This window comes from Spirochaeta isovalerica (assembly GCF_014207565.1).
Taxonomy (GTDB): Bacteria; Spirochaetota; Spirochaetia; order DSM-2461; family DSM-2461; genus Spirochaeta_F; species Spirochaeta_F isovalerica.
The window spans coordinates 1-18,820 of the sequence record NZ_JACHGJ010000010.1 but is presented as its reverse complement, the minus strand read 5'-3'; the positions used below and the strand labels follow the sequence as shown (position 1 = coordinate 18,820).

Below are 18,820 nucleotides of genomic sequence, written 5' to 3'. Positions count from 1 at the left end.
TCTTCAGGAAAAAACGATCTCCCCATCCTTCACATCGACTTGGACCGTTGAACCTTCGGGGTACTCTCCAGCCAGGATTTTCCTGGCAAGCGGATTCTGTACAAGATTCTGAATGGTCCTTTTAAGCGGCCGGGCTCCGAATAGAGGATCATATCCCTCATGCCCCAGATGCCGGAGAGCTTCCGGACTGAAACGGAGATCCACTTTCTGCTCTTTGAGCCTGTCGGCCAGCTGTCCGGTGAGTATATCGACAATCCCCAGTATATTCTTTTCCGTAAGCTGATTGAAGATAATGATATCGTCAATTCTGTTGAGGAACTCCGGTTTGAAGGTAGACTTGAGCAGACCGTTCATTTTCAGGCGGAGTTCATCGGAAGGCAATCCCTGAAGAATAATATCGCTTCCCAGATTGCTTGTCATAATGATAATGGTGTTCTGGAAGTTGACGATCCTCCCCTGCCCGTCAGTGAGCCGGCCGTCATCGAGAACCTGAAGAAGAATATTAAACACATCGGGATGGGCTTTTTCGATCTCATCGAACAGAATGACCGAATAGGGTCGGCGCCGGACCGCTTCGGTAAGCTGGCCGCCCTGTTCGTATCCCACGTAACCGGGAGGAGCCCCGATGAGGCGGGACACAGCATACTTCTCCATATACTCGCTCATGTCGATACGGGTGAGCGCCCTTTCGTCATTGAATAGAAAGTCGGCGAGAGTTTTGGCCAGCTCGGTTTTCCCCACGCCGGTCGGTCCCAGGAAGATAAAAGAGCCCTGAGGACGTCCGCTCTCCGAGAGACCGCTCCGGTTACGGCGAATGGCATCGGAGATCTTTTCGACCGCATCATTCTGTCCCACCACCCTCTCTTCCAGAATTCTCTCCAGCTTGAGAAGCTTCTCTTTTTCCGAGCTGATCATTTTCGAGACGGGAATTCCCGTCCAGGCCGAAACGACCTGGGCGATATCCTCTTCTGTCACCTCTTCCTGAAGAAGGCTCTTGCCTGATTGAATCCGGGCCAGCTCCTCAGTCTTATTCTGAAGCTCGGCGTGGGTCTGCGGCAGTTTCCCGTGTTTGATTTCCGCGGCTCCCGCATAGTTGCCTTCTCTTTCATAAATGGTTTCCTGAGCCTGAAAATCTTCGATCCGCTGCTTCAGATCGCGGATGGATTCAATTATGCTCTTTTCATTCTGCCACTGCAGGGAGAGGGAATCGAATTCGCTTTTCAATTCTGCAAGTTCGGCAGCGATGTTCTTCTTTCTCTCTTCCGATGCGGAATCATCCTCCCGGGAGAGCGACTGTTTCTCTATTTCCAGCTGCAGCATTTTTCTCTCGAGCCGGTCGATTTCTTCCGGCTGGCTTTCGATTTCCATTTTCAGACGGCTGGCCGCTTCATCGACAAGGTCGATCGCCTTGTCGGGTAGAAAGCGCGATGTGATATAGCGGTCAGACAGACTGGCCGCGGCGATGAGAGCGTCATCGCGGATTCTGACCCCGTGATGGATTTCGTATCGCTCTTTGATACCGCGGAGTATGGTTACCGAATCCTCGACCGATGGTTCGGAGGTGTAAACCTGCTGGAACCGCCGTTCGAAAGCGGCATCCTTTTCTATATGTTTTCTGTATTCATCGAGAGTCGTGGCCCCTATGGTTCTCAGTTCCCCCCTGGCCAGAGCCGGTTTGAGGAGATTTGACGCATCGGTCGAACCCTCGGCAGCACCGGCGCCCATCAGCGTATGAAGCTCGTCGATAAAAAGGATGATCTCCCCTTCCGACTTCGTCACATCTTTAATGACCGCCTTCAGTCTCTCTTCGAACTCTCCCCGGAATTTGGCACCGGCTACAAGAGACCCCATATCAAGAGCAAGCAGCTTCTTGTTTTTCAGGGAATCGGGAACATCTCCCGAAACGATACGCCGCGCCAGTCCTTCGGCAATGGCCGTTTTACCGACGCCGGGCTCTCCGATGAGCACGGGGTTGTTCTTCGTCCGGCGCGACAGGACCTGCATGACCCGGCGGATCTCCTCATCTCTTCCGATAACGGGATCGAGTTTTTCCTTTCTCGCCAGAGCTGTCAGATCGGTACAGTAGCGGTCGAGAACCTGGTATTTCCCTTCGGGATTCTGATCAGTCACCCGCTGATTCCCTCTGATGGATATCAGCGCCTGGAGGATCGAGTCTCTCGTGATACCCTGCTTTTTAAGCATATCGCCGACTGATCCCCCGGAAGCGGCCAGGGCAATGAGCATATGTTCGGTAGAGATAAAATCATCTTTTAAATCGGAAGATTCCTTCTCGGCTTTTTTCAGCAATGACATGGACTGGCTCGACAGGGAAACCTGCAGCGTGTCGCCGTAGGCCCTGGGGACTTTGCCCAGCAGGTCCTCGATGTCCCGTGCGAGTATGCTTTTTTCGGCACCCAGTCTATCCAGCAGAGGCGAGACAATTCCCTCTTCCTGTCTGATAAGGGCCTGAAGGATATGAATCGGCTCGATCTGACTGTGCTGTTTCTCTGATGCAATGCGTGACGCGAGTTCAATAACTTCCTGCGCTTTAATGGTAAATCTATCCTGCACTTAATATATCCTCCATTATTCTACAACTAATTTACACTGGAAAAATAAGCAGAAAAGAGAGGCATCGTCAAATAGAGAACTATATAAACACAATAAATTAAAATTAAATCAATAAAGAGGATGATAAGAGAATGAAAGCGCCGATTCAGGCAGTGTTCTCTCAGGCTGTAATCCTTGTCTCATTTCTGTTAACTTTACTGATCTGTGTCAGCTGATCGGCCAAGCAACAACCTGAACAGACAAATGGATGTAAAAAAAACCTCCCGGAAACAGGAGGTTATGATTGGGAAATGCTGTGGATTATACGAATTTGTTATAGCTTCGGAGCATCATGAATGTCTCCGAGTTCGTAACACCTTCTACGTTCGGCAGCTCCTCGGTAAGAAACCGCACCAGGTCTCTGTTGGAAGAGACGAGAACTTCCACAAAAAGATCGTATCGACCGGAAGTGAAGGAGACGGAGAGAACGTTCTCCAGATTCGCGATCTGATCTGCTTTCTTCTTCAGCAAAGAGGATTCCGTAATATTAACAGCGACTAAAGCCAACTGCAGATTTTCAAGCACATCGGGGTTGATCAGAGCACGGATCCTTAAGATTCCCGCTTCCTTGAGGCGCTTTACCCTCTGCCGGATCATACCTTCCGATACACCCAATTCCCGGGCTATAGCGTTATTGGGAACAAATTTTTCCCTTAAGATATCGATGATTTTCCAATCTATTTCATCTGGCTGCATATTAAATACATCCTTTCCATATGTTATAGACATATTGTATTCGTTTTTCGTAAATTGTAAAGTGATATTTCTGGATTTCGTAGTTTAATTTTATTGTTTTCATCCTATTACCAAAATTCTTTTTTCCAAGTAAAGTAAGGACATGAAAATGAAGACAAATCTCAAGCAGATGGTACCTTACAAGCCGGGAGTTCTGAAAGAGGGGGCTCTGAAGCTCTCATCCAATGAAAACAGACTCGGACCCTCTCCTCTGGCGGTGAAAGCCGCTGCGGAATCACTTGCGGAAGTTCATATCTATCCCGACGGGAGCTGCCGCAGACTGAGAAACGCTCTGGCGGAAAAACACGGAATGAGTCCGGGCAATTTTGTCGTAGGGAACGGTTCCGACGAAATCATGACTCTCATTGCCGCTACCTATATCGGCGAGGGAGACAATGCCATAACAGCGGAGAGCACATTTTCCGAGTACACATTTGCCACCATACTCTATGCCGGCGAAATCCGTAAAACCCCTATGAAAGAGGGAACTTTTGACCCCGATGGAATTCTGAAGCTTATTGACAGCCGGACAAAAGTCATATATTTCTGCAATCCCAATAATCCCACGGGAACCTATGTATCCCATGAAAAGCTTGATTCCATGCTTTCCCGGATTCCCGAAGATGTTCTTTTTGTTCTCGATGAAGCCTATGCCGATTACAGCGATGCCGATGATTTTCCGGACTGGAAAGCCCTTCTGGCTAAATACGCCAATCTCATGATCCTCAGAACTTTCTCCAAAATTTACGGCATGGCGGCCATGCGGGTGGGTTATGCCATTGCCAGAGAAGAAGTTATCGATCAGATTCTGGTAACGAAGCAGCCTTTTAATGTCAACACCCCGGCGCAGAGAGCCGCAGAAGCCGCTCTGTACGACAGGGCATTTTACGAAAAAAGCAGGGAGATGAACGGAGAGGGCAAAAAATACCTCTATGGAGAACTGGATAAAATGGGTTTGAAATACTACCCGACCCAGGCCAATTTCATCTGCATTCATGTAAAAAGGGATAGTAAGGAACTGTTCCGGACCATGATGGAAAAAGGCATAACCATCCGCCCACTGGCGAGCTTCGGCCTCAGCGAGTGGATCCGCATAACGATCGGTATGGAAGAGGACAATAAATTCCTGATCCGGATACTGGAAGAGTGTTTGAAATGATAATAGCCCTGGCGGGAAAGATAGCCCTGTTCTCAATCCTCCCCGCTGTTTTATTAATTTCCCTTCTCCTGTCATCACATAAAGGAAAAACACCGGACCCAAAGATTTTCTTCAAGCTTTTGTCCGGTGGCCTTCTCATACTGATACCTGCCGTTTTTGCAGTAAGCCTCCTCTCGGGATTTTTTGAAGGAAAGGGTTTTGTTCCGGAACTGCTTTCTCCATTTATTGCCGTATCGCTCATCGAAGAATCTGCCAAACTGACTGTCATCTGGCTATTGCTGAGAAGATTGCCGGAAGGCCGGACAACAGGAGCGGCTATGATTTACTCCACTGCGGCGGCAATCGGTTTCGCCATTGGAGAAAACATACTATACCTGACCGGTACGGACTCCATCGTCCCGCTCATGCTCCTGCGCGGCATAACATCATTGCCGCTGCATGCTCTCTGCGGAGCTTTTATGGGTTTGTTCCTATCGGAAAACCTCCGGAACACGGGGAGCTTCAGCTTCTTGAGTCTTTTCGTTCCTGTTCTGCTTCACGGAACCTACAACACCATACTCCGCCTCCCCTCCTTCTGGCCCATATTGATTTTTCCCCTTCTGGCGGGAATGTTTGTCCTTCTGATAAAACTGAAAGCTTCACAAGAAAAGAATTGATGATTCATTGATCCCCATTTATAATATTCTTCTTTTTTGATAAGAAGCATTGACAAAAAATCCTATTAGCTATAATTTACTGAACGAAACGACGCAGGGTGGAGCAGTTGGCAGCTCGTTGGGCTCATAACCCAAAGGCCGTAGGTTCGAGTCCTACCCCTGCTATAATCTGAAACAGAGTATACGATCCTCCATTTTTTCATTATCTTTGTTTCAGGAACAATAAATTATTAAGCGACGCAGGGTGGAGCAGTTGGCAGCTCGTTGGGCTCATAACCCAAAGGCCGTAGGTTCGAGTCCTACCCCTGCTATAAGCAATTCAAGAAGACTTCCGTAAGGGAGTCTTTTTGCTTTATAACCGATTCAGGGGGAGGACTCGAAAATCAGTAAGCGCCGACCGAATAGGGAGGAAAAGCATCCATGGATGGATGCGTCAGCGACTGATCGGCCTGTAAGGAATCGGCACGATGCCGATGAGTGGAAGGCGAGTCCTACCCCTGCTATAAGCAATTCAGGAAGACTTCCGTAAGGGAGTCTTTTTGCTTTATAACCGATTCAGGGGGAGGACTCGAAAATCAGTAAGCCCCGAAACCACATCCTGAACTCTCAAATAACTTCCGGGCTGTGAGAATAAAAAAATCAGCACCTATTGACCTGGAGTTAACTCCATCTATTAATCTAGGACTCTATGCTGGAAAAATCGGAATACAAAGTTGATAGCCTTCCCGATCTGGATGAAAGCGAATCTCTTCATCTTTATGACAAAGAGGGAATCCTGTTGCTTAAAAGCTCGGGGAAATGGCTTCATCCCCTCTTTGAAGTGGAAACTTATCTAAAATCACGGAATCTCACGGGAGAAGAACTGATCCTCCATGATAAAATCGCCGGTAGAGCGGCAGCAGCCCTGATTGTGCGGCTTGGTTTTCTCAATTGTAAAATTGACCTTATAAGCCAACCGGCTCTGGATCTTTTCAACAAATACAAGGTGAACTGCCGGTATGGAAACCTCGTAGAAAAAATCGACTGCAGGACTGAAAATCTCATAACTGAAGAGATGGATCTCCATAGCATTTATCTGATGATCCGCAAGAGAGCGGGATATGCAATGGGACTATCTCTGGAGATACAGAATCTGTGGACCGGATATGGTTCTCATGACGTTCTCAGGGGGCTGGATCTCACTGTCGAAGCAGGAGAGCATCTCGTCATTACCGGAGACAACGGAACGGGAAAATCGACCCTACTGAAAACCCTGATCGGGGTTCAACCAGTCATTTCAGGTAAAATTCTCCTCGACGGGACAGATTTAAAGAGAAATAGCGGCCCCTCTCCTATTGGATATGTCAATCAGGGACGCCCCGACTCGTCGTTTCCCACAACAGCCGGGGAGATTGTTTCCCTGGGACTGATCGGAACCCGGATCAGCAGGACAGAACAGAAAAACCGTATTGAGATAGCCATGAAGCGAACCGGCTGCCATCATCTGAAGAACCGCGATGTAAACACTCTTTCCGGAGGGGAAAACCAGAGAGTCGCTCTGGCCCGATGCCTCTGTCAGCAGGCCCGGCTGATTCTCCTGGATGAACCGACTTCCTACCTGGACAGGGATTCAAAAGAAGACTTTCTGGAAATCCTCAATCAGGTGATCGCCAGCACAAGCCCTACGGTTCTCATGGTTTCCCACGATCACCAGTGGATTGAAAAGCTGGGATGGGCTGTCAGGGAACTGAAGGACGGAGTCCTGTGTTAGAACTGCTATCCTATCCTCCCATATACCGTGGCCTGATGCTGCTTGTTTTTTCTGGATTCACCTTTCCTCTGGCAGGAGTTTTTGTCCTGCGGATGAACCTCCTGCCGATCCGTTATCTGCTGATGCATGGCGTTTTGCTCGGCGGCGCCCTGGGCCTGGCCCTTCGCTGGAACCCCTCGCTAGTAAGCGTGGCTGTGAATGTTTTCATGATTATCATTCTCAATCAGAGCTCCCGGAAGTTGAAAACAGGATACGGTCATCTGACTATGTTTTTCATGGTTTTCTCCGTTGCGGCGGCATCTATTATCACATCGGTATTTCATGTACCGGCCAAAGACACCCTGACTCTGCTCTGGGGCAGCCTCTATGCCAGCTCCCCCCTTACGGTTGCGATAACCGGTGCTGTCAGTGCTTCGCTCGTCCTCTTTTCAGTATTGAATTTCAGGAAGCTGACAGTAATTTTTCACGACAAACAGGTAGCATCTTCGATGGGAATCAGAGTCTCCCGCTTCGAATTGGCAATAATGCTGATCACATCGCTGGCAGTCGCATCGGCCATGAACCTGATGGGAGCCCTGCTTCTCGATGTCCAGTTGATACTTCCTGTTGTCATAGCGGGGCTCATCGCTTCAGGGTTAAAACAGACTATGGTGTATTCCTGTCTTTTCGGAGGGGCCTTCTCTCTCATAGGATTTTTCACCGCCCTATTGTTCGATATCCCCGTCAGCGCCGGTATTGCCATACCGGCAGCTGCGGTTTTTATCATAATTATATTTTTCAAACGAGGAAAAAAAACATGAAGAAAATGATTTCCATTGTTTCAATAGTGGTTCTGGCTTTTGCAGCGACAGCCGGTCTTTCCGCCCAGTCTGTTCCGAAAGTTCTGGCGACCAATGCCTGGACAGCCGCATTCGTCAAAATGGCGGGAGGAAATGCCGAACTCCTTGCTCCGGCCGACATGGTCCACCCGCCGGAATACGAGCTGAAAGTGTCCGATGTGGTTAAAATCCGCGATGCCGATTTTCTGGTATATGCGGGGTATGAAGCTCTTATGAAAACCGTGCTCGAAAGTTTTAAAAAACCGGAAGACCGGATGATTCAAATCACGACCAGCTATGAATCGGGAACGCTTGAAGCATCGGTGCTGGCTATCGCCGACAAGATCGGAACCCGATCCGTTGCGGAAAAAAATATCGCGGAATACAGGAAGTTTATCACAGAGAGCCAAAACCGACTTAAAGAGAAGGGCATTTTCGGAAGAGATGTACTGGTCAACTTTCACCAGAAGCCATTCGCTCAGGCTCTGGGCTTTAATATTCTGGGAGTGTTCGGTCCCCAGCCGTTGAATCCCCGAGCGATTGCAGAACTGGGTCGTCTCGAGCCGGAACTGATTCTCGACAACATACACAATCCCATGGCGGCTCCCCTTGAAGAGATTCTCAATCTGGACGCAGTCGTTCTGATCAATTTCCCCGGGTTTCCCATGGAAGGGGGAAGGGAAACGCCATCGGATCTGCCCTCTGTGGCTGAACGAAATCTGGAAGAAATACTGAAATACAACCTGTAGACCCTGTTCCGGAAAACGGATAGGAACATAAGGATTCCCGCCCTATCCCGTTTTTCGGGATAGGGCATCATCTTTTTTAACCCAGAATATTTTTCAGCTGTTTTCGAAGTTCATTCATTTTAAAAGGTTTCTTGAGAAATCCCAGAGCTCCGGCTTCACGCAGTTTTTTGATTTCCCTCTTCATGTTGTAGCCGCTCGAAATAAGCACCTTCACAAGGGGATTCATCTCTTTCAGTCGGGTGAATGTTTCAAAACCATCCAGACCCGGCATGACCATATCGAGGATAACAAGATCAATCCGGTTTTTATTTTCTTTGTATGTCTCCAGTGCTTCTTCCCCGCTGGCACAGCTGATAATAGAATGATTATCGCTGATGAGAATATCCTCGAGCATGTTTCTCAGCATCATCTCGTCGTCGACAATGAGAATCGTACTGTTTCTGGCTGTCATGTCTTCGACATTTTTCTGTATTTCCATAAAGTAATCCGAATCTCTATCCAGTGGCAGATATATGACAAAGTCCGTTCCCATGCCCTCTTCACTGGCGAAAGTGATGTAGCCATCGTGTTCCACCACGGCACCGTAAGCCGAAGCCAGTCCCATGCCCGATCCCTGACCGGTATCTTTCGTGGTAAAAAAAGGCTCGAAGATATTCCTTTTCAGTTCGGAAGGTATTCCCCATCCCGTATCACTTATTTTAATTCTGACATAATGTCCCGGTTCCAGATGATTGGATAAAACCAGATCCTCTTCCTTCTCTATCTCCAGACAGATTGTTTCAACGGTAAGCCTGCCTCCTTCGGACATGGCTTCGATTCCGTTTTTAATAATATTGCGGAAAGCTTGTTCCAGCTGATTGGGGTCCCCTTTTACCACGTTACAGAGAGGATCCAATTTCTCTTGGATGGTAATGGAAGAGGGGATTTCCCGTTCCATTTCGCTGAGCAGACCGGTAAGTTTGTCATTGATATCCACAGATTCGAGCATAACCTGCCCTTTGCGTGCAAAAGATAAAAGCTTTTTTGTCAAATCGGCGGATCGAAGGGCGCTGTGGAGAATGTTGTTGGCGAATTTCCTGTATTGCGGGTTCTCCAGCTGATGGCAGAGCATATCGGCGTAACCGATGATCGGAGAGAGCTGATTATTGAAATCGTGGGCTATCCCCCCTGCAAGCTGTCCGATAGCGTTCATTTTTTCAGACTGCCTGAGCTTTTCCTCGAGAATCCGGCTCTCCGTAATGTCGTGAATGGAAGAAATAACCACGTTTCGTCCTTTCAGTTCGGTGGTTCTGGAATTGATGATCACCATTTTGATTTCCCCGGAAGCGCAGCGTATCCTTCCTTCCACATTTCTCCAGTCCCGGTCTTCCGGTTCGGAAAAAATGGCGGGGTCATCGGTTTCTATAAAATCCAGGGCTCTTTTTCCCAATAAATAATCATAGGAGAAACCGCTATTCTCGACAGCGCGGCTATTGGCTTCTACGATAACACCCTCTTCCGTCACAATAATGGCGTCGAATACGGCGTCTACAAGAATCCGGTATTTCCGTTCGTTGTTTTCCGCAGCGGTTTTGGCTTCCAGTAGTTCTGCTTCCATTTTCTTCTTCCGCATACGCGAAAGGTGGAGATCATAGACTTTATCGATTTTGGAGGGCAGCTCCTTTTTCAGCGTTTCCGATTTGACGATAAAATCGAGAGCTCCCCTTTTCATTGCCTCGACAACTGTTCCGATGGAACTGTCCACAGAGAGAAAGATAAAAGAGTAATCGCGGTCTTTCCTTCCCAGAGCGTCGAGAATTTCCAGACCGTCCATACCGGGAAGGCGGTAGTCGAGAAGGACGATATCGGGAGATCCCGTTCCCTCATTGAGATAAGTGTAGGCTTCCAGACCTGAAGAAATTACTTTTGTTCTGTACTTCGATGACTGTAATGCTTTCTCAATAAAAAAAAGGTCATCCTGATTATCTTCAACGATCAGTATTTCAATAAAAGAACTCATCAGCAGAAAATCTCCTTTATATCGCTAACGAAACCCCAGTAAAGGGCAAGCTGTCTGATCTTGTCTGTAAAATCGCTGAAACTGACCGGTTTTACGATAAAATCATTAGCTCCCAGGTTCAGGGCTCTCTTTATATCCTCAGCGCGGGAAGTCGTGGTCAACATTATTACAGGGACCATCCTGAGGGTCTCATTCTTTTTAATTTCTTCCAGAACTTCAAAACCGTCGATCATTGGCATATTTATGTCGAGAAGGATAAACAGAGGCAACCTATCCATCCCCTCTTGATATCGGCTGTTCTTAATGAAAAAATCCAGGGCTTCCTTACCGTTTTTCAGATGGATGACTGGATGTGTGTTCCCCTTCAATGCGGTAATGGTCCGGACGATAAAACGGGCATGATCCTCTTCATCTTCGACGAGAAGGACAGGAGCTCTGTCAACATCAATCATGATCGTCCCCCGATAAAACCGCGGCGGGGAACTCAATGGTAAAGGTACTTCCCCTGCCCTCTCCCGCTGAGTCTGCACTGATAGTTCCTCCGTGCTGCGCAATCACTTTTTTACTGAAAGTCAGTCCCATTCCCACACCTTCTGAATTATTCATTTTCAACCTTTCGCCGGGCTTGAAAATCTTCTCCAGCTGAGATGAGGGGATGCCCAGTCCGTCATCTTTTATCAGCACTCTGTTTTCCAAAGCGCTTATATCCACATTCTTCCCCTCATACATAACAGCGTTCAGGATGAGATTCCGGAAAACCCCTTCGATCCTGGCACGGTCCGCCGAAATAACGGGAAGAGAACCGCAATGGATCTTAACCTTCTCCTGCTCCAGCAGTATGGCCATATCATTTTCAATTTTCCCGATAAGTTCATTGAGGGAAAACCGCGAAATGTTTTTCTTTTCCGTATTGAGCCGCGAAAGGTCGAGCAGGCTATGGACAAGCTTCTGCATCCTCATGGAGTTTACCTGCAGCCTCTCCAGGCAGAATAACCCTTCTTCGTCGAACCTGTCGCCGTAATTTTCCAGTAGCTCGCCGGCGTATCCGTTCATGGATACCAGGGGAACCTGAAGATCATGGGAGGCAATATAAACCATCTCTTCCAGCTGTTCATTGGTCTCTTTGAGATTTTTTTCAATATCCAGCCGCTCCGTTATATCCGTGCCGATACAGAGTGTCTCTTTCAGATTCAGGCTGTCATCTCTTATATATTTCAGGTTCCATTGGATAAAGGAATCGCGGCCTTCCTGAAGGATAAGCCTGTCGACAAAGTTGTCGCTGTTTTTCTTCAGCCTTTCGGAGAGTCCGCATTCTTCAGAAAAAATCGTCCCCACGGGATTCCGCCCTTTGAGCTGCCCCTGCTTCAGAGAAAAGAACTCCTCCCCGTACCGATTGACTGTTATGACCTCTCCGCTGCTGTTGAGCCGGAGAATAATGGTGCTGGCGTATTTTACAAGGGATTCATACTGCCGCTTCTGTATGATCAGTTCCCCGGTTCTCAGGTTCACCTGATGACGGAGCACAATGACAAAGAGGAAGAAAAGGACTGCCATTATGAAGAGAACCGCCAGGGCGGCAATAAGCCAGGGGGGAATGACGACCAGCCGCAATTCCTTACCGGTCATCCAGAAATTGAGAGTTCTGTAGTAGAAAGAGTCCTTCTGCTCTTTCCACTCGATCAGATGATAGTCAATATGGCGGAGGACATCCGCCATCTTCCCTTCTTTCGCTGCGAAATAAATGGAAAAAGGGGAAAAGAGTATGCTGCTGGGAATGAGATCATACTGCTCCGCATGACGGAGACCGAAATGCTGGGGGGCCACACCGGCCAGAACCTCGCCTTTTCGAACGGCTTCAAAAACATCACTGTGTGTGGGATATTCCACGATGATGCTCTCAATTCCCAGTTCGGCCGCCGTATCTATATAGTGCTGGCCGTTAATGTCTTTGGCCATTATAGCGACCCGTTGACCGGCAAGATCGTTTATATTGATTGACTGCTCTTCCGGCCGGGTGAACACCTGGCTCCACAATTCGATAACGGAAACTGTGTTAAAATCCAAGATTTCATCACGCTCTTCCGAATAGGCGACGGAGATCATAAGATCGATTTCCTCAGTCTGGAGTCTCTCCAGCCCCTCAGCCCAGCTTCCCGGAACAAAAACAAACCCCCAGGGTTCCTCTCTCGACATTTCCCGGAGCAGATCGGGATAGAGACCGGCCGCCCGGCCGTCCTCATCGATAAAATTCATCGGTTCAAAGGGAAATATTCCGACTTTGACAGTTTTATCGATATCGCTGTAGGGGTCTGCCAAAAGGGGAAGAGGCAAAGCGAGAAAAAGAAGAAAAAGGATAATCGCTGAAGGAACGGCTTTCATCATGCTATCATTATAGTACAGAAGAGAGCTCTTTAAAAAAATGTATAAATTTTCCCCGGCAGTGTCATTATCCTGAGGATAATCAGGCTTTTCCTCTATGCCTCAGGTACCAGAACCAGGCCTGCAGTGTAATAGCGCTGTTGTAAGGACCTGTCCCGATCTCAGCCGCCAGCTCCTCGACAGGAACCAGTTCCATATCGATCATTTCATGCTCATCGAGATTTCGCTGTCCCAGGGGAACAAGCTCTTCAGCCAGAAAGGTGTGGGAATGATTATTCATAAAAGCCGGATTGGGATTGATGGTGCCGATCTGCGTCATTTTGCCGGCGCGGTAGCCCGTTTCTTCTTCCAGTTCCCGCCTGGCCGCATCCAGAGGGGATTCTCCTGAGTCGATAAGGCCTGCGGGGAATTCTTTGGTCAGGGAGGCGCATCCGTGGCGAAACTGCTGAACAATGAGAAAGCAGTCTTTTCCCCGGCTGTTTTTCACGATGGGGAGAATGGTGACCCAGTCGGGCGAATCTATCAGGGTGAATTTCCCCTTGCGGTTTTCAGCCGCCGTCCTCCATATGCTTTTCACTTTGAAGATCCGGCAGTCCATTTCGGTTTTCTGGCTGTCGGTCTCCCATAAAAGATGGTCTTTATCCATTAGTTCTCCCTGGGATAGGCGTATTCCTGTCCCTCTATATTCCTGAAATAGTAATTTTCTTCATCTTCCCCGACGGAATAATCCTCGGTCAGGGGGATTTTTCCGCCGCCGCCGGGCATATCGACAGCATATACGGGAAGAGCCAGTCCGGAGATTCGTGTTCTCAGCTCTTTCATCAGCTCCCGTCCTCTTTTCAGAGGAACTCTGAGATGAGAGGTTCCCGCGGCCAGATCTCCCTGAAAGAGATAATAGGGTTTGATTCTCAAACGCACCAGAGACTGAAAAAGATCTTCGAGGGCCGAAACCGAATCATTGACCCCCCGGAGCAGAACGGACTGATTGAGGACCGGTATTCCCCCGTCGACAAGCCGGGCCGCAGCCCTTTCCGATTGTGCAGTTATTTCCCGACTGTGATTAAACTGGGTGACAACCCATAGCGGACCATTCCTGCGCAGGATGTCCACCAGTTCGGGGGTTATCCTCTGGGGGAGAACAACGGGGATCCGCGTCGCCAGACGAATAGCCATATCGGGCCGGACCTCTCTGATGGCCTTGAGAATGGATTCCAGTCTGCCGTCGGTGCATGTAAGCGGATCGCCCCCGGAGAGAAGAATCTCATTAACCTCCCGGTGATCCGCTAGGTAGGCGGCAATTCGCTCCATTTCTCCGGATGAGACTATGCGCCCTTCATGGCCGGCGAAAGACCGGCGGAAGCAGTGGCGGCAGTACATGGCGCAGCTATCGGTGACCAGCAGCAGAACTCTGTCGCGATACCGGTGAATCAATCGGGGAACGGGGCTGTAGGACTTTTCGCCGAGAGGGTCGGTCAGCTCCCGCTCCAGTATGGTGTATTCACTAAGGAGGGGAAGGAACTGCCGGCGGATGGGATCATCGGGAACATCCTCTGCAAGAGAGGCGTAATAGGGATTGACGAGAAACTGAAGGTTGTCCTCCTTCCCCTGGTGAGAGAAGAAAGCCTTTTCCTCTTCTGTGAGAGTGAAACCCTTAAGATCGCTCAATCTCCGCCATGATTTTTTTAATATATCTGACCACTCGGAATCTGCCATAACCGCGATAATATACCAGTTTCGCTTTTTATTCGATAGTCCCGTCCCGAGGTTTATGTTGTCTTTAAGCGGGACTTTCTCTATATTAAAGAAATGAATGATTCTATGGACCGTATCACGGAAATGATTATACAGACCTATAAGGAGAAAGGGGTTCTCAACCATCTGGAAGGCCCCAACCTACCGTCGAGAAAGAGCATCCGCGAGATAATCCGGAATTACGAGTCTATAATTTTTCCCGGTTTCGAATCGGAGGAAAATCTGGACAGCGAACTGATTTCCTACACCATCGGAGCGAAAATCCAGCAGCTGGCCAAAGATCTGACCCTGGAAATCCGCAAGAGCCTGAAGTTCGGCTGCAGAATGAAACATAAAACGGAGCATTGCACCGTATGTGCCGAAAGCGCTGAACAGATAACTCTCGCCATACTCAACAAGATTCCCGAACTCCGTGAAAAAATCCTCCTCGATGTGGAAGCCGCTCTGGCGGGAGACCCGGCGGCCAGGTCCAGCGAAGAAGTCATTCTCTCCTATCCGGGACTGGAAGCCATTGTGGTCCACCGGTTCGCCCATGAGCTGTATCTGAAAGAAGTTCCCCTTATCCCCCGTATGATGAACGAATACATACACCGCCACACAGGGATCGATATCCATCCCGGAGCGACCATCGGCGAACGCTTTTTCATGGACCACGGCACGGGTATCGTTATCGGAGAGACAACCATTATCGGAAACAATGTCAGCGTCTATCAGGGTGTGACCATCGGTGCTCTCAAAGTTGTTAAAGAGGAAGCGGAAGTGAAGCGCCATCCCACGATCGATGACAATGTGACAATCTATTCGGGAGCCACCATTCTCGGCGGCGAAACGGTGATAGGGGAAAATACGACAATCGGCGGTAATGTGTGGATAACCAGCTCCGTACCGGCTAACAGCCGGATTTACCTCAAGCCGCCGGAATACATTATAAAAAACGGCTTGGCTTGACAGATCCCCTGTAGACTGTAGTATATAAAATGAGCAAATAAAACAACAGGAAGGATTCATGGCGGAAAAAAAAGAGAACAGCTGCGGCAACTGGACATTTCTGACCAATCATGCCCATGTTCTCCTCTGTCTGGCCGCCGATTCGGCTATGAGAATCCGGGATATCGCTCTGGAAGTCGGCATTACGGAAAGAGCGGTACAGCGGATTATTTCGGAACTGACCGAATGCGGCTATATCAGCATAGAGAAGAGAGGGCGCAACAATATCTACAAGATCAACAGAGACTTGCAGCTCAAGCACAAAATTGAATCGCACAGAAAAATCGACGATCTGATCAATCTGATTTACAGCTGATTTTTTTTATTTCAAAACACGAATTATTTTTCATGTATTCTTTTTCATGTAGCTTGACTCTGGAATTACAGTTCTGTAGACTTAAAAAAAACTCTAAAAGGAGTAGATTGATTTATGGATAAAATAAGAACTCTCGGTATCATCGGTTCCGGTGACGCCCCAGTAGAGAGAGAGAGGATTATCAGGTACATCAACCTTAAACTGGCATCCCTCGGACTTCCAGTGCAGGATACACAGGATTCGTCGGAACTGGAAATTGCCCGGGACCTGATTGAAAACTACAAAGAGAAGAATCGCCTTCTCTCTACCTATCTCTGTCCCGTAGACCAGAGGATTCAGAATTTCCTGGACAGGTATCTCGATGATTTGAATCTTGATTCCAAACCGGAACTTCCGACAGATTCACTTGTCCTGGACCGCTACGGACTGGCGCGGGAACTGAGCCTCCCTCCGGAGAAAAACGAATTTATCACCGATATCATCAGCTCCTACAGAGTGAAACAGGGTGTTTTGAATAACCCGAAGAACGACAGGAGAACGACAAAGGGGTCTTTTCATGTGGCCGAAGGCGGGCTCCCCGTTCCTTTCGATAAAAAATCCGTTCCAAAGCAGACTTTTGCCGCTTTATTGAGCAAAGCTATAAATGATGCGCCGGCAGACCTTAAAGTCCTCCCCTTTACATCGGAGCAGGATGAAAAAGCCCGCGTTTTTCTCTCTCTCCTTCTGAGGCCGGTCGTCGTTCCCGAAGTGGAAGGGTTTACACCGAGAAAAACCATGGAGATCCGGTTTTTCGCTCCCGGGAATCTGGTGAGCAACCTCGATTTCGTCGAATCCATCTTCGGAAATGCCGGGGACCCCTATCTGCCGGAGCACGATGCGGCTCTCGATCCGGAGCACTGGACCGGCCATACGGGCTGTGTTATCCTGGCGCCCCATCTTATTGAAACAACGAAAAAAGAGGTCGGCCTGCCCCATATCAGTGAAGCGACTGACCGCCAGAAAGCGGAAGGGATGTGCTGGGAGTCGGAAGAGGAGCTTTACAACGACGGTTCTCCCTTCAAACTGACGGCACGCGATGAGAGCGGTGTTATCGTCACTCTTATCGCCGACAACTATTTCGGCTATTCCAAAAAAGAAGTGAAGACCCAGATCGGCTATTCGGCCAACCTTCTCGGTCTGGCCGAGGAGGAACATGCCGGCGGAGCCCTGGCTTTCCCCAGTTTCAACCTGGGAGCCCAGTTCCTTCCCGATACAAATATGCATTTTCTCCACCTGGAGAAAGACCACAGCTTCGACAACTTCAAGGCCGTACTGGGCGAGGATTTCGTCGAGCAGAAAGAGGGCTACGGGATCGACCGGAACTTCAGCAATATCATCTACATTCCCGAGGATGCCCGTATCGATCTGGAAACCCAGAAAGCCCATTGGACACACGAGGGTAAAAAGAGATCGCTCAGAGTTCTTCCCGACAATATTTACGTTCATCCTTCGGGCTACAAAGTGCGGATGGAAAAACATCCCGCATCTCCCGCCTGGAGACTTGTGGGAACTGTTGCCGAGGGAACCTTCTGCCACAAACCCTGTACGGTTTCCGGCGGCGGTAAATCGGAGATTTCCAAATCCATCAGCGACGCCATGACCTACGGCTCCGTTTTTATCGGCGATTTCAAGACCGATATGGATAAAGCCGAAGAGATCATCAATTACAATTACGGCGAGAGATTCAAACCCGAATACAGAAAAACCCTGAAACCGGGGCATACGACCAGACCCCTTCTCAGCGAAGAGCGGTCTCTCGGTTCGGTTATCAAGCTCCTCTCTCCTTCGTCGAACAACACCGATGAGTTCAACCAGTGGCTGGCTACGATTCCCTTGAGGGTAAAAGCTCTTGTTTTCGTCGTCAAACGGTTCTATCAGCCTGAATGGGGCAAAAACTGGCGGGACAAGTTCTCCGTCGATATTATCAACTCCGAACCGGGCCATGTCCTCAAGTTCGAGAACCGCGAGCTGGTGGGCAGTTACCTGAAAGTGGGTACGGACAAGAACGGCAGCTGGGTAACCAACAAGCTGCGCCTCGATTTCATGCCGGCGGTCAAGGTTCAGATGGAAGACGATATATCGGCGTCCATCGTTGTTCCTTCCCGGGAGGTTCAGGGACTTTCCGAAACCAACACCTACCCCAGTATCAAGATCGTGGAGAACTGCGAAAACCGCTTCTTCCAGAGGCCCGATGACGCCATTCACCGCGGTCTGGACAAGCAGGCCGAAGCGGATCTCGCTTCCAGAGGGAACTTCATCTGCAACTTCGAGCCCCTGAATAAGGAAAACGCCGTTGATCTTTATGAAAAGACCGCCGGTTACTACGCCTATACCGAACCGATGCGAAAAGTCATTAAGAAATTCGCTCAGAAAGGAAAAGAGGGTGAGTACTTTATCTCCTCCTCCCACCCGAGAATTGTCGATGGAGTACCGACGAAGAACCAGAGATATCTCCAGCTCAGACCGGATCATGTGGACGGTACATCCAAATACCTCGGCGAAGTGGGAATGCGCCTGTTCAGGAAAATTCCTGCGGGATCGCCCCTTTCCGTTCCGGTCAACGCCATTCTGGCGGGAAGACGGAACAACCCGGCGGACCACAAGGCGGGAATCCGTCCTCTGGCGGTTTACGGACCGATCCACTTCCAGGAACTGCCCGAGCTGTTTATGGACTTCATCTGCTCCCTCACGGGAAAATCGCCTTCGACAACGGGAGCCGGTTCGGAAGGAGCTCTGACCAAAGCGCCTTTCAACGCTCTGACGGCAACGACCGACCTGAACAACGCTCTGCTTTCTTTCATCCTCACGGGTTACAACGGATTCACATCCGCCGCGGGATACATCGGGACGGATTACAAAGTCGATCATGAT

15 protein-coding genes and 2 tRNA genes are annotated in these 18,820 nt (G+C 49.1%); 10 read left to right on the top strand and 7 right to left on the bottom strand.

The genetic code is table 11. From position 1 onward, the window contains the following. Window positions 1-3 precede the first annotated feature (3 nt). Window positions 4-2,571, bottom strand: coding sequence for an ATP-dependent chaperone ClpB (gene clpB / locus HNR50_RS19035; RefSeq protein WP_184748394.1), 2,568 nt, complete (start codon window positions 2,569-2,571; stop codon window positions 4-6). Window positions 2,572-2,871: 300 nt separating this feature from the next. After that, window positions 2,872-3,306, bottom strand: a complete 435-nt coding sequence (locus HNR50_RS19030) for an Lrp/AsnC family transcriptional regulator (protein ID WP_184748393.1) — start codon at window positions 3,304-3,306, stop codon at window positions 2,872-2,874. Between the two features lie 142 nt (window positions 3,307-3,448). On the opposite strand from HNR50_RS19030, the gene hisC reads away from it, so the two are divergent. The 7 genes from hisC to HNR50_RS18995 all read left to right on the top strand — a co-directional run bounded on the left by hisC (window position 3,449) and on the right by HNR50_RS18995 (window position 8,477). Further along, window positions 3,449-4,504 (top strand): histidinol-phosphate transaminase, encoded by a 1,056-nt coding sequence (gene hisC / locus HNR50_RS19025; protein ID WP_184748392.1) that lies wholly within the window; start codon window positions 3,449-3,451, stop codon window positions 4,502-4,504. Further along, the gene (locus HNR50_RS19020; protein ID WP_246434130.1) at window positions 4,501-5,160 is read left to right on the top strand and encodes a PrsW family intramembrane metalloprotease; all 660 of its coding nucleotides are present in this window, start codon (window positions 4,501-4,503) and stop codon (window positions 5,158-5,160) included. The genes hisC and HNR50_RS19020 overlap by 4 nt, the downstream gene beginning before the upstream one ends. A gap of 92 nt (window positions 5,161-5,252) precedes the next feature. Further along, window positions 5,253-5,325, top strand: a tRNA-Met gene (locus HNR50_RS19015). A gap of 73 nt (window positions 5,326-5,398) precedes the next feature. After that, a tRNA-Met gene (locus HNR50_RS19010) sits at window positions 5,399-5,471 on the top strand. A gap of 377 nt (window positions 5,472-5,848) precedes the next feature. Beyond that, a complete protein-coding gene (locus HNR50_RS19005) occupies window positions 5,849-6,910 on the top strand; it encodes a DUF1893 domain-containing protein (RefSeq protein ID WP_184748390.1) in 1,062 nt (353 codons plus the stop codon). Beyond that, window positions 6,904-7,710, top strand: coding sequence for an iron chelate uptake ABC transporter family permease subunit (locus HNR50_RS19000; RefSeq protein WP_184748389.1), 807 nt, complete (start codon window positions 6,904-6,906; stop codon window positions 7,708-7,710). Before HNR50_RS19005 ends, HNR50_RS19000 begins: the two co-directional genes overlap by 7 nt. Then, on the top strand, window positions 7,707-8,477 hold the full coding sequence (locus HNR50_RS18995; protein ID WP_184748388.1) for a metal ABC transporter substrate-binding protein: 771 nt from the start codon (window positions 7,707-7,709) through the stop codon (window positions 8,475-8,477). Before HNR50_RS19000 ends, HNR50_RS18995 begins: the two co-directional genes overlap by 4 nt. Before the next feature lie 76 nt (window positions 8,478-8,553). Here the strand turns inward: HNR50_RS18995 and HNR50_RS18990 are convergent, their stop codons facing one another. The 5 genes from HNR50_RS18990 to HNR50_RS18970 form a co-directional block, all read right to left on the bottom strand. Beyond that, window positions 8,554-10,476: a response regulator gene (locus HNR50_RS18990; RefSeq protein ID WP_184748387.1), complete on the bottom strand. Its 1,923-nt coding sequence runs from the start codon at window positions 10,474-10,476 to the stop codon at window positions 8,554-8,556. Next, window positions 10,476-10,928 carry a response regulator gene (locus HNR50_RS18985; protein ID WP_184748386.1) on the bottom strand — a complete coding sequence of 151 codons (453 nt, stop codon included), beginning with the start codon at window positions 10,926-10,928 and terminating at the stop codon, window positions 10,476-10,478. Before HNR50_RS18985 ends, HNR50_RS18990 begins: the two co-directional genes overlap by 1 nt. Beyond that, window positions 10,921-12,858 carry an ATP-binding protein gene (locus tag HNR50_RS18980; RefSeq protein WP_184748385.1) on the bottom strand — a complete coding sequence of 646 codons (1,938 nt, stop codon included), beginning with the start codon at window positions 12,856-12,858 and terminating at the stop codon, window positions 10,921-10,923. Before HNR50_RS18980 ends, HNR50_RS18985 begins: the two co-directional genes overlap by 8 nt. A gap of 79 nt (window positions 12,859-12,937) precedes the next feature. Continuing rightward, complete coding sequence (locus tag HNR50_RS18975; protein WP_184748384.1) at window positions 12,938-13,501, bottom strand: NUDIX hydrolase; 564 nt, start codon at window positions 13,499-13,501, stop codon at window positions 12,938-12,940. Continuing rightward, window positions 13,501-14,568 carry a KamA family radical SAM protein gene (locus HNR50_RS18970; RefSeq protein ID WP_184748383.1) on the bottom strand — a complete coding sequence of 356 codons (1,068 nt, stop codon included), beginning with the start codon at window positions 14,566-14,568 and terminating at the stop codon, window positions 13,501-13,503. The genes HNR50_RS18975 and HNR50_RS18970 overlap by 1 nt, the downstream gene beginning before the upstream one ends. A gap of 93 nt (window positions 14,569-14,661) precedes the next feature. Between HNR50_RS18970 and epsC the strand changes: the two genes are divergently transcribed. The 3 genes from epsC to HNR50_RS18955 form a co-directional block, all read left to right on the top strand. Beyond that, window positions 14,662-15,555, top strand: a complete 894-nt coding sequence (gene epsC / locus HNR50_RS18965) for a serine O-acetyltransferase EpsC (protein ID WP_184748382.1) — start codon at window positions 14,662-14,664, stop codon at window positions 15,553-15,555. Between the two features lie 58 nt (window positions 15,556-15,613). After that, window positions 15,614-15,910, top strand: a complete 297-nt coding sequence (locus HNR50_RS18960) for a helix-turn-helix transcriptional regulator (protein ID WP_184748381.1) — start codon at window positions 15,614-15,616, stop codon at window positions 15,908-15,910. Between the two features lie 114 nt (window positions 15,911-16,024). Then, on the top strand, window positions 16,025-18,820 hold a 2,796-nt coding region (locus tag HNR50_RS18955), incomplete at its 3' end, for a PPi-type phosphoenolpyruvate carboxykinase family protein (protein ID WP_184748380.1).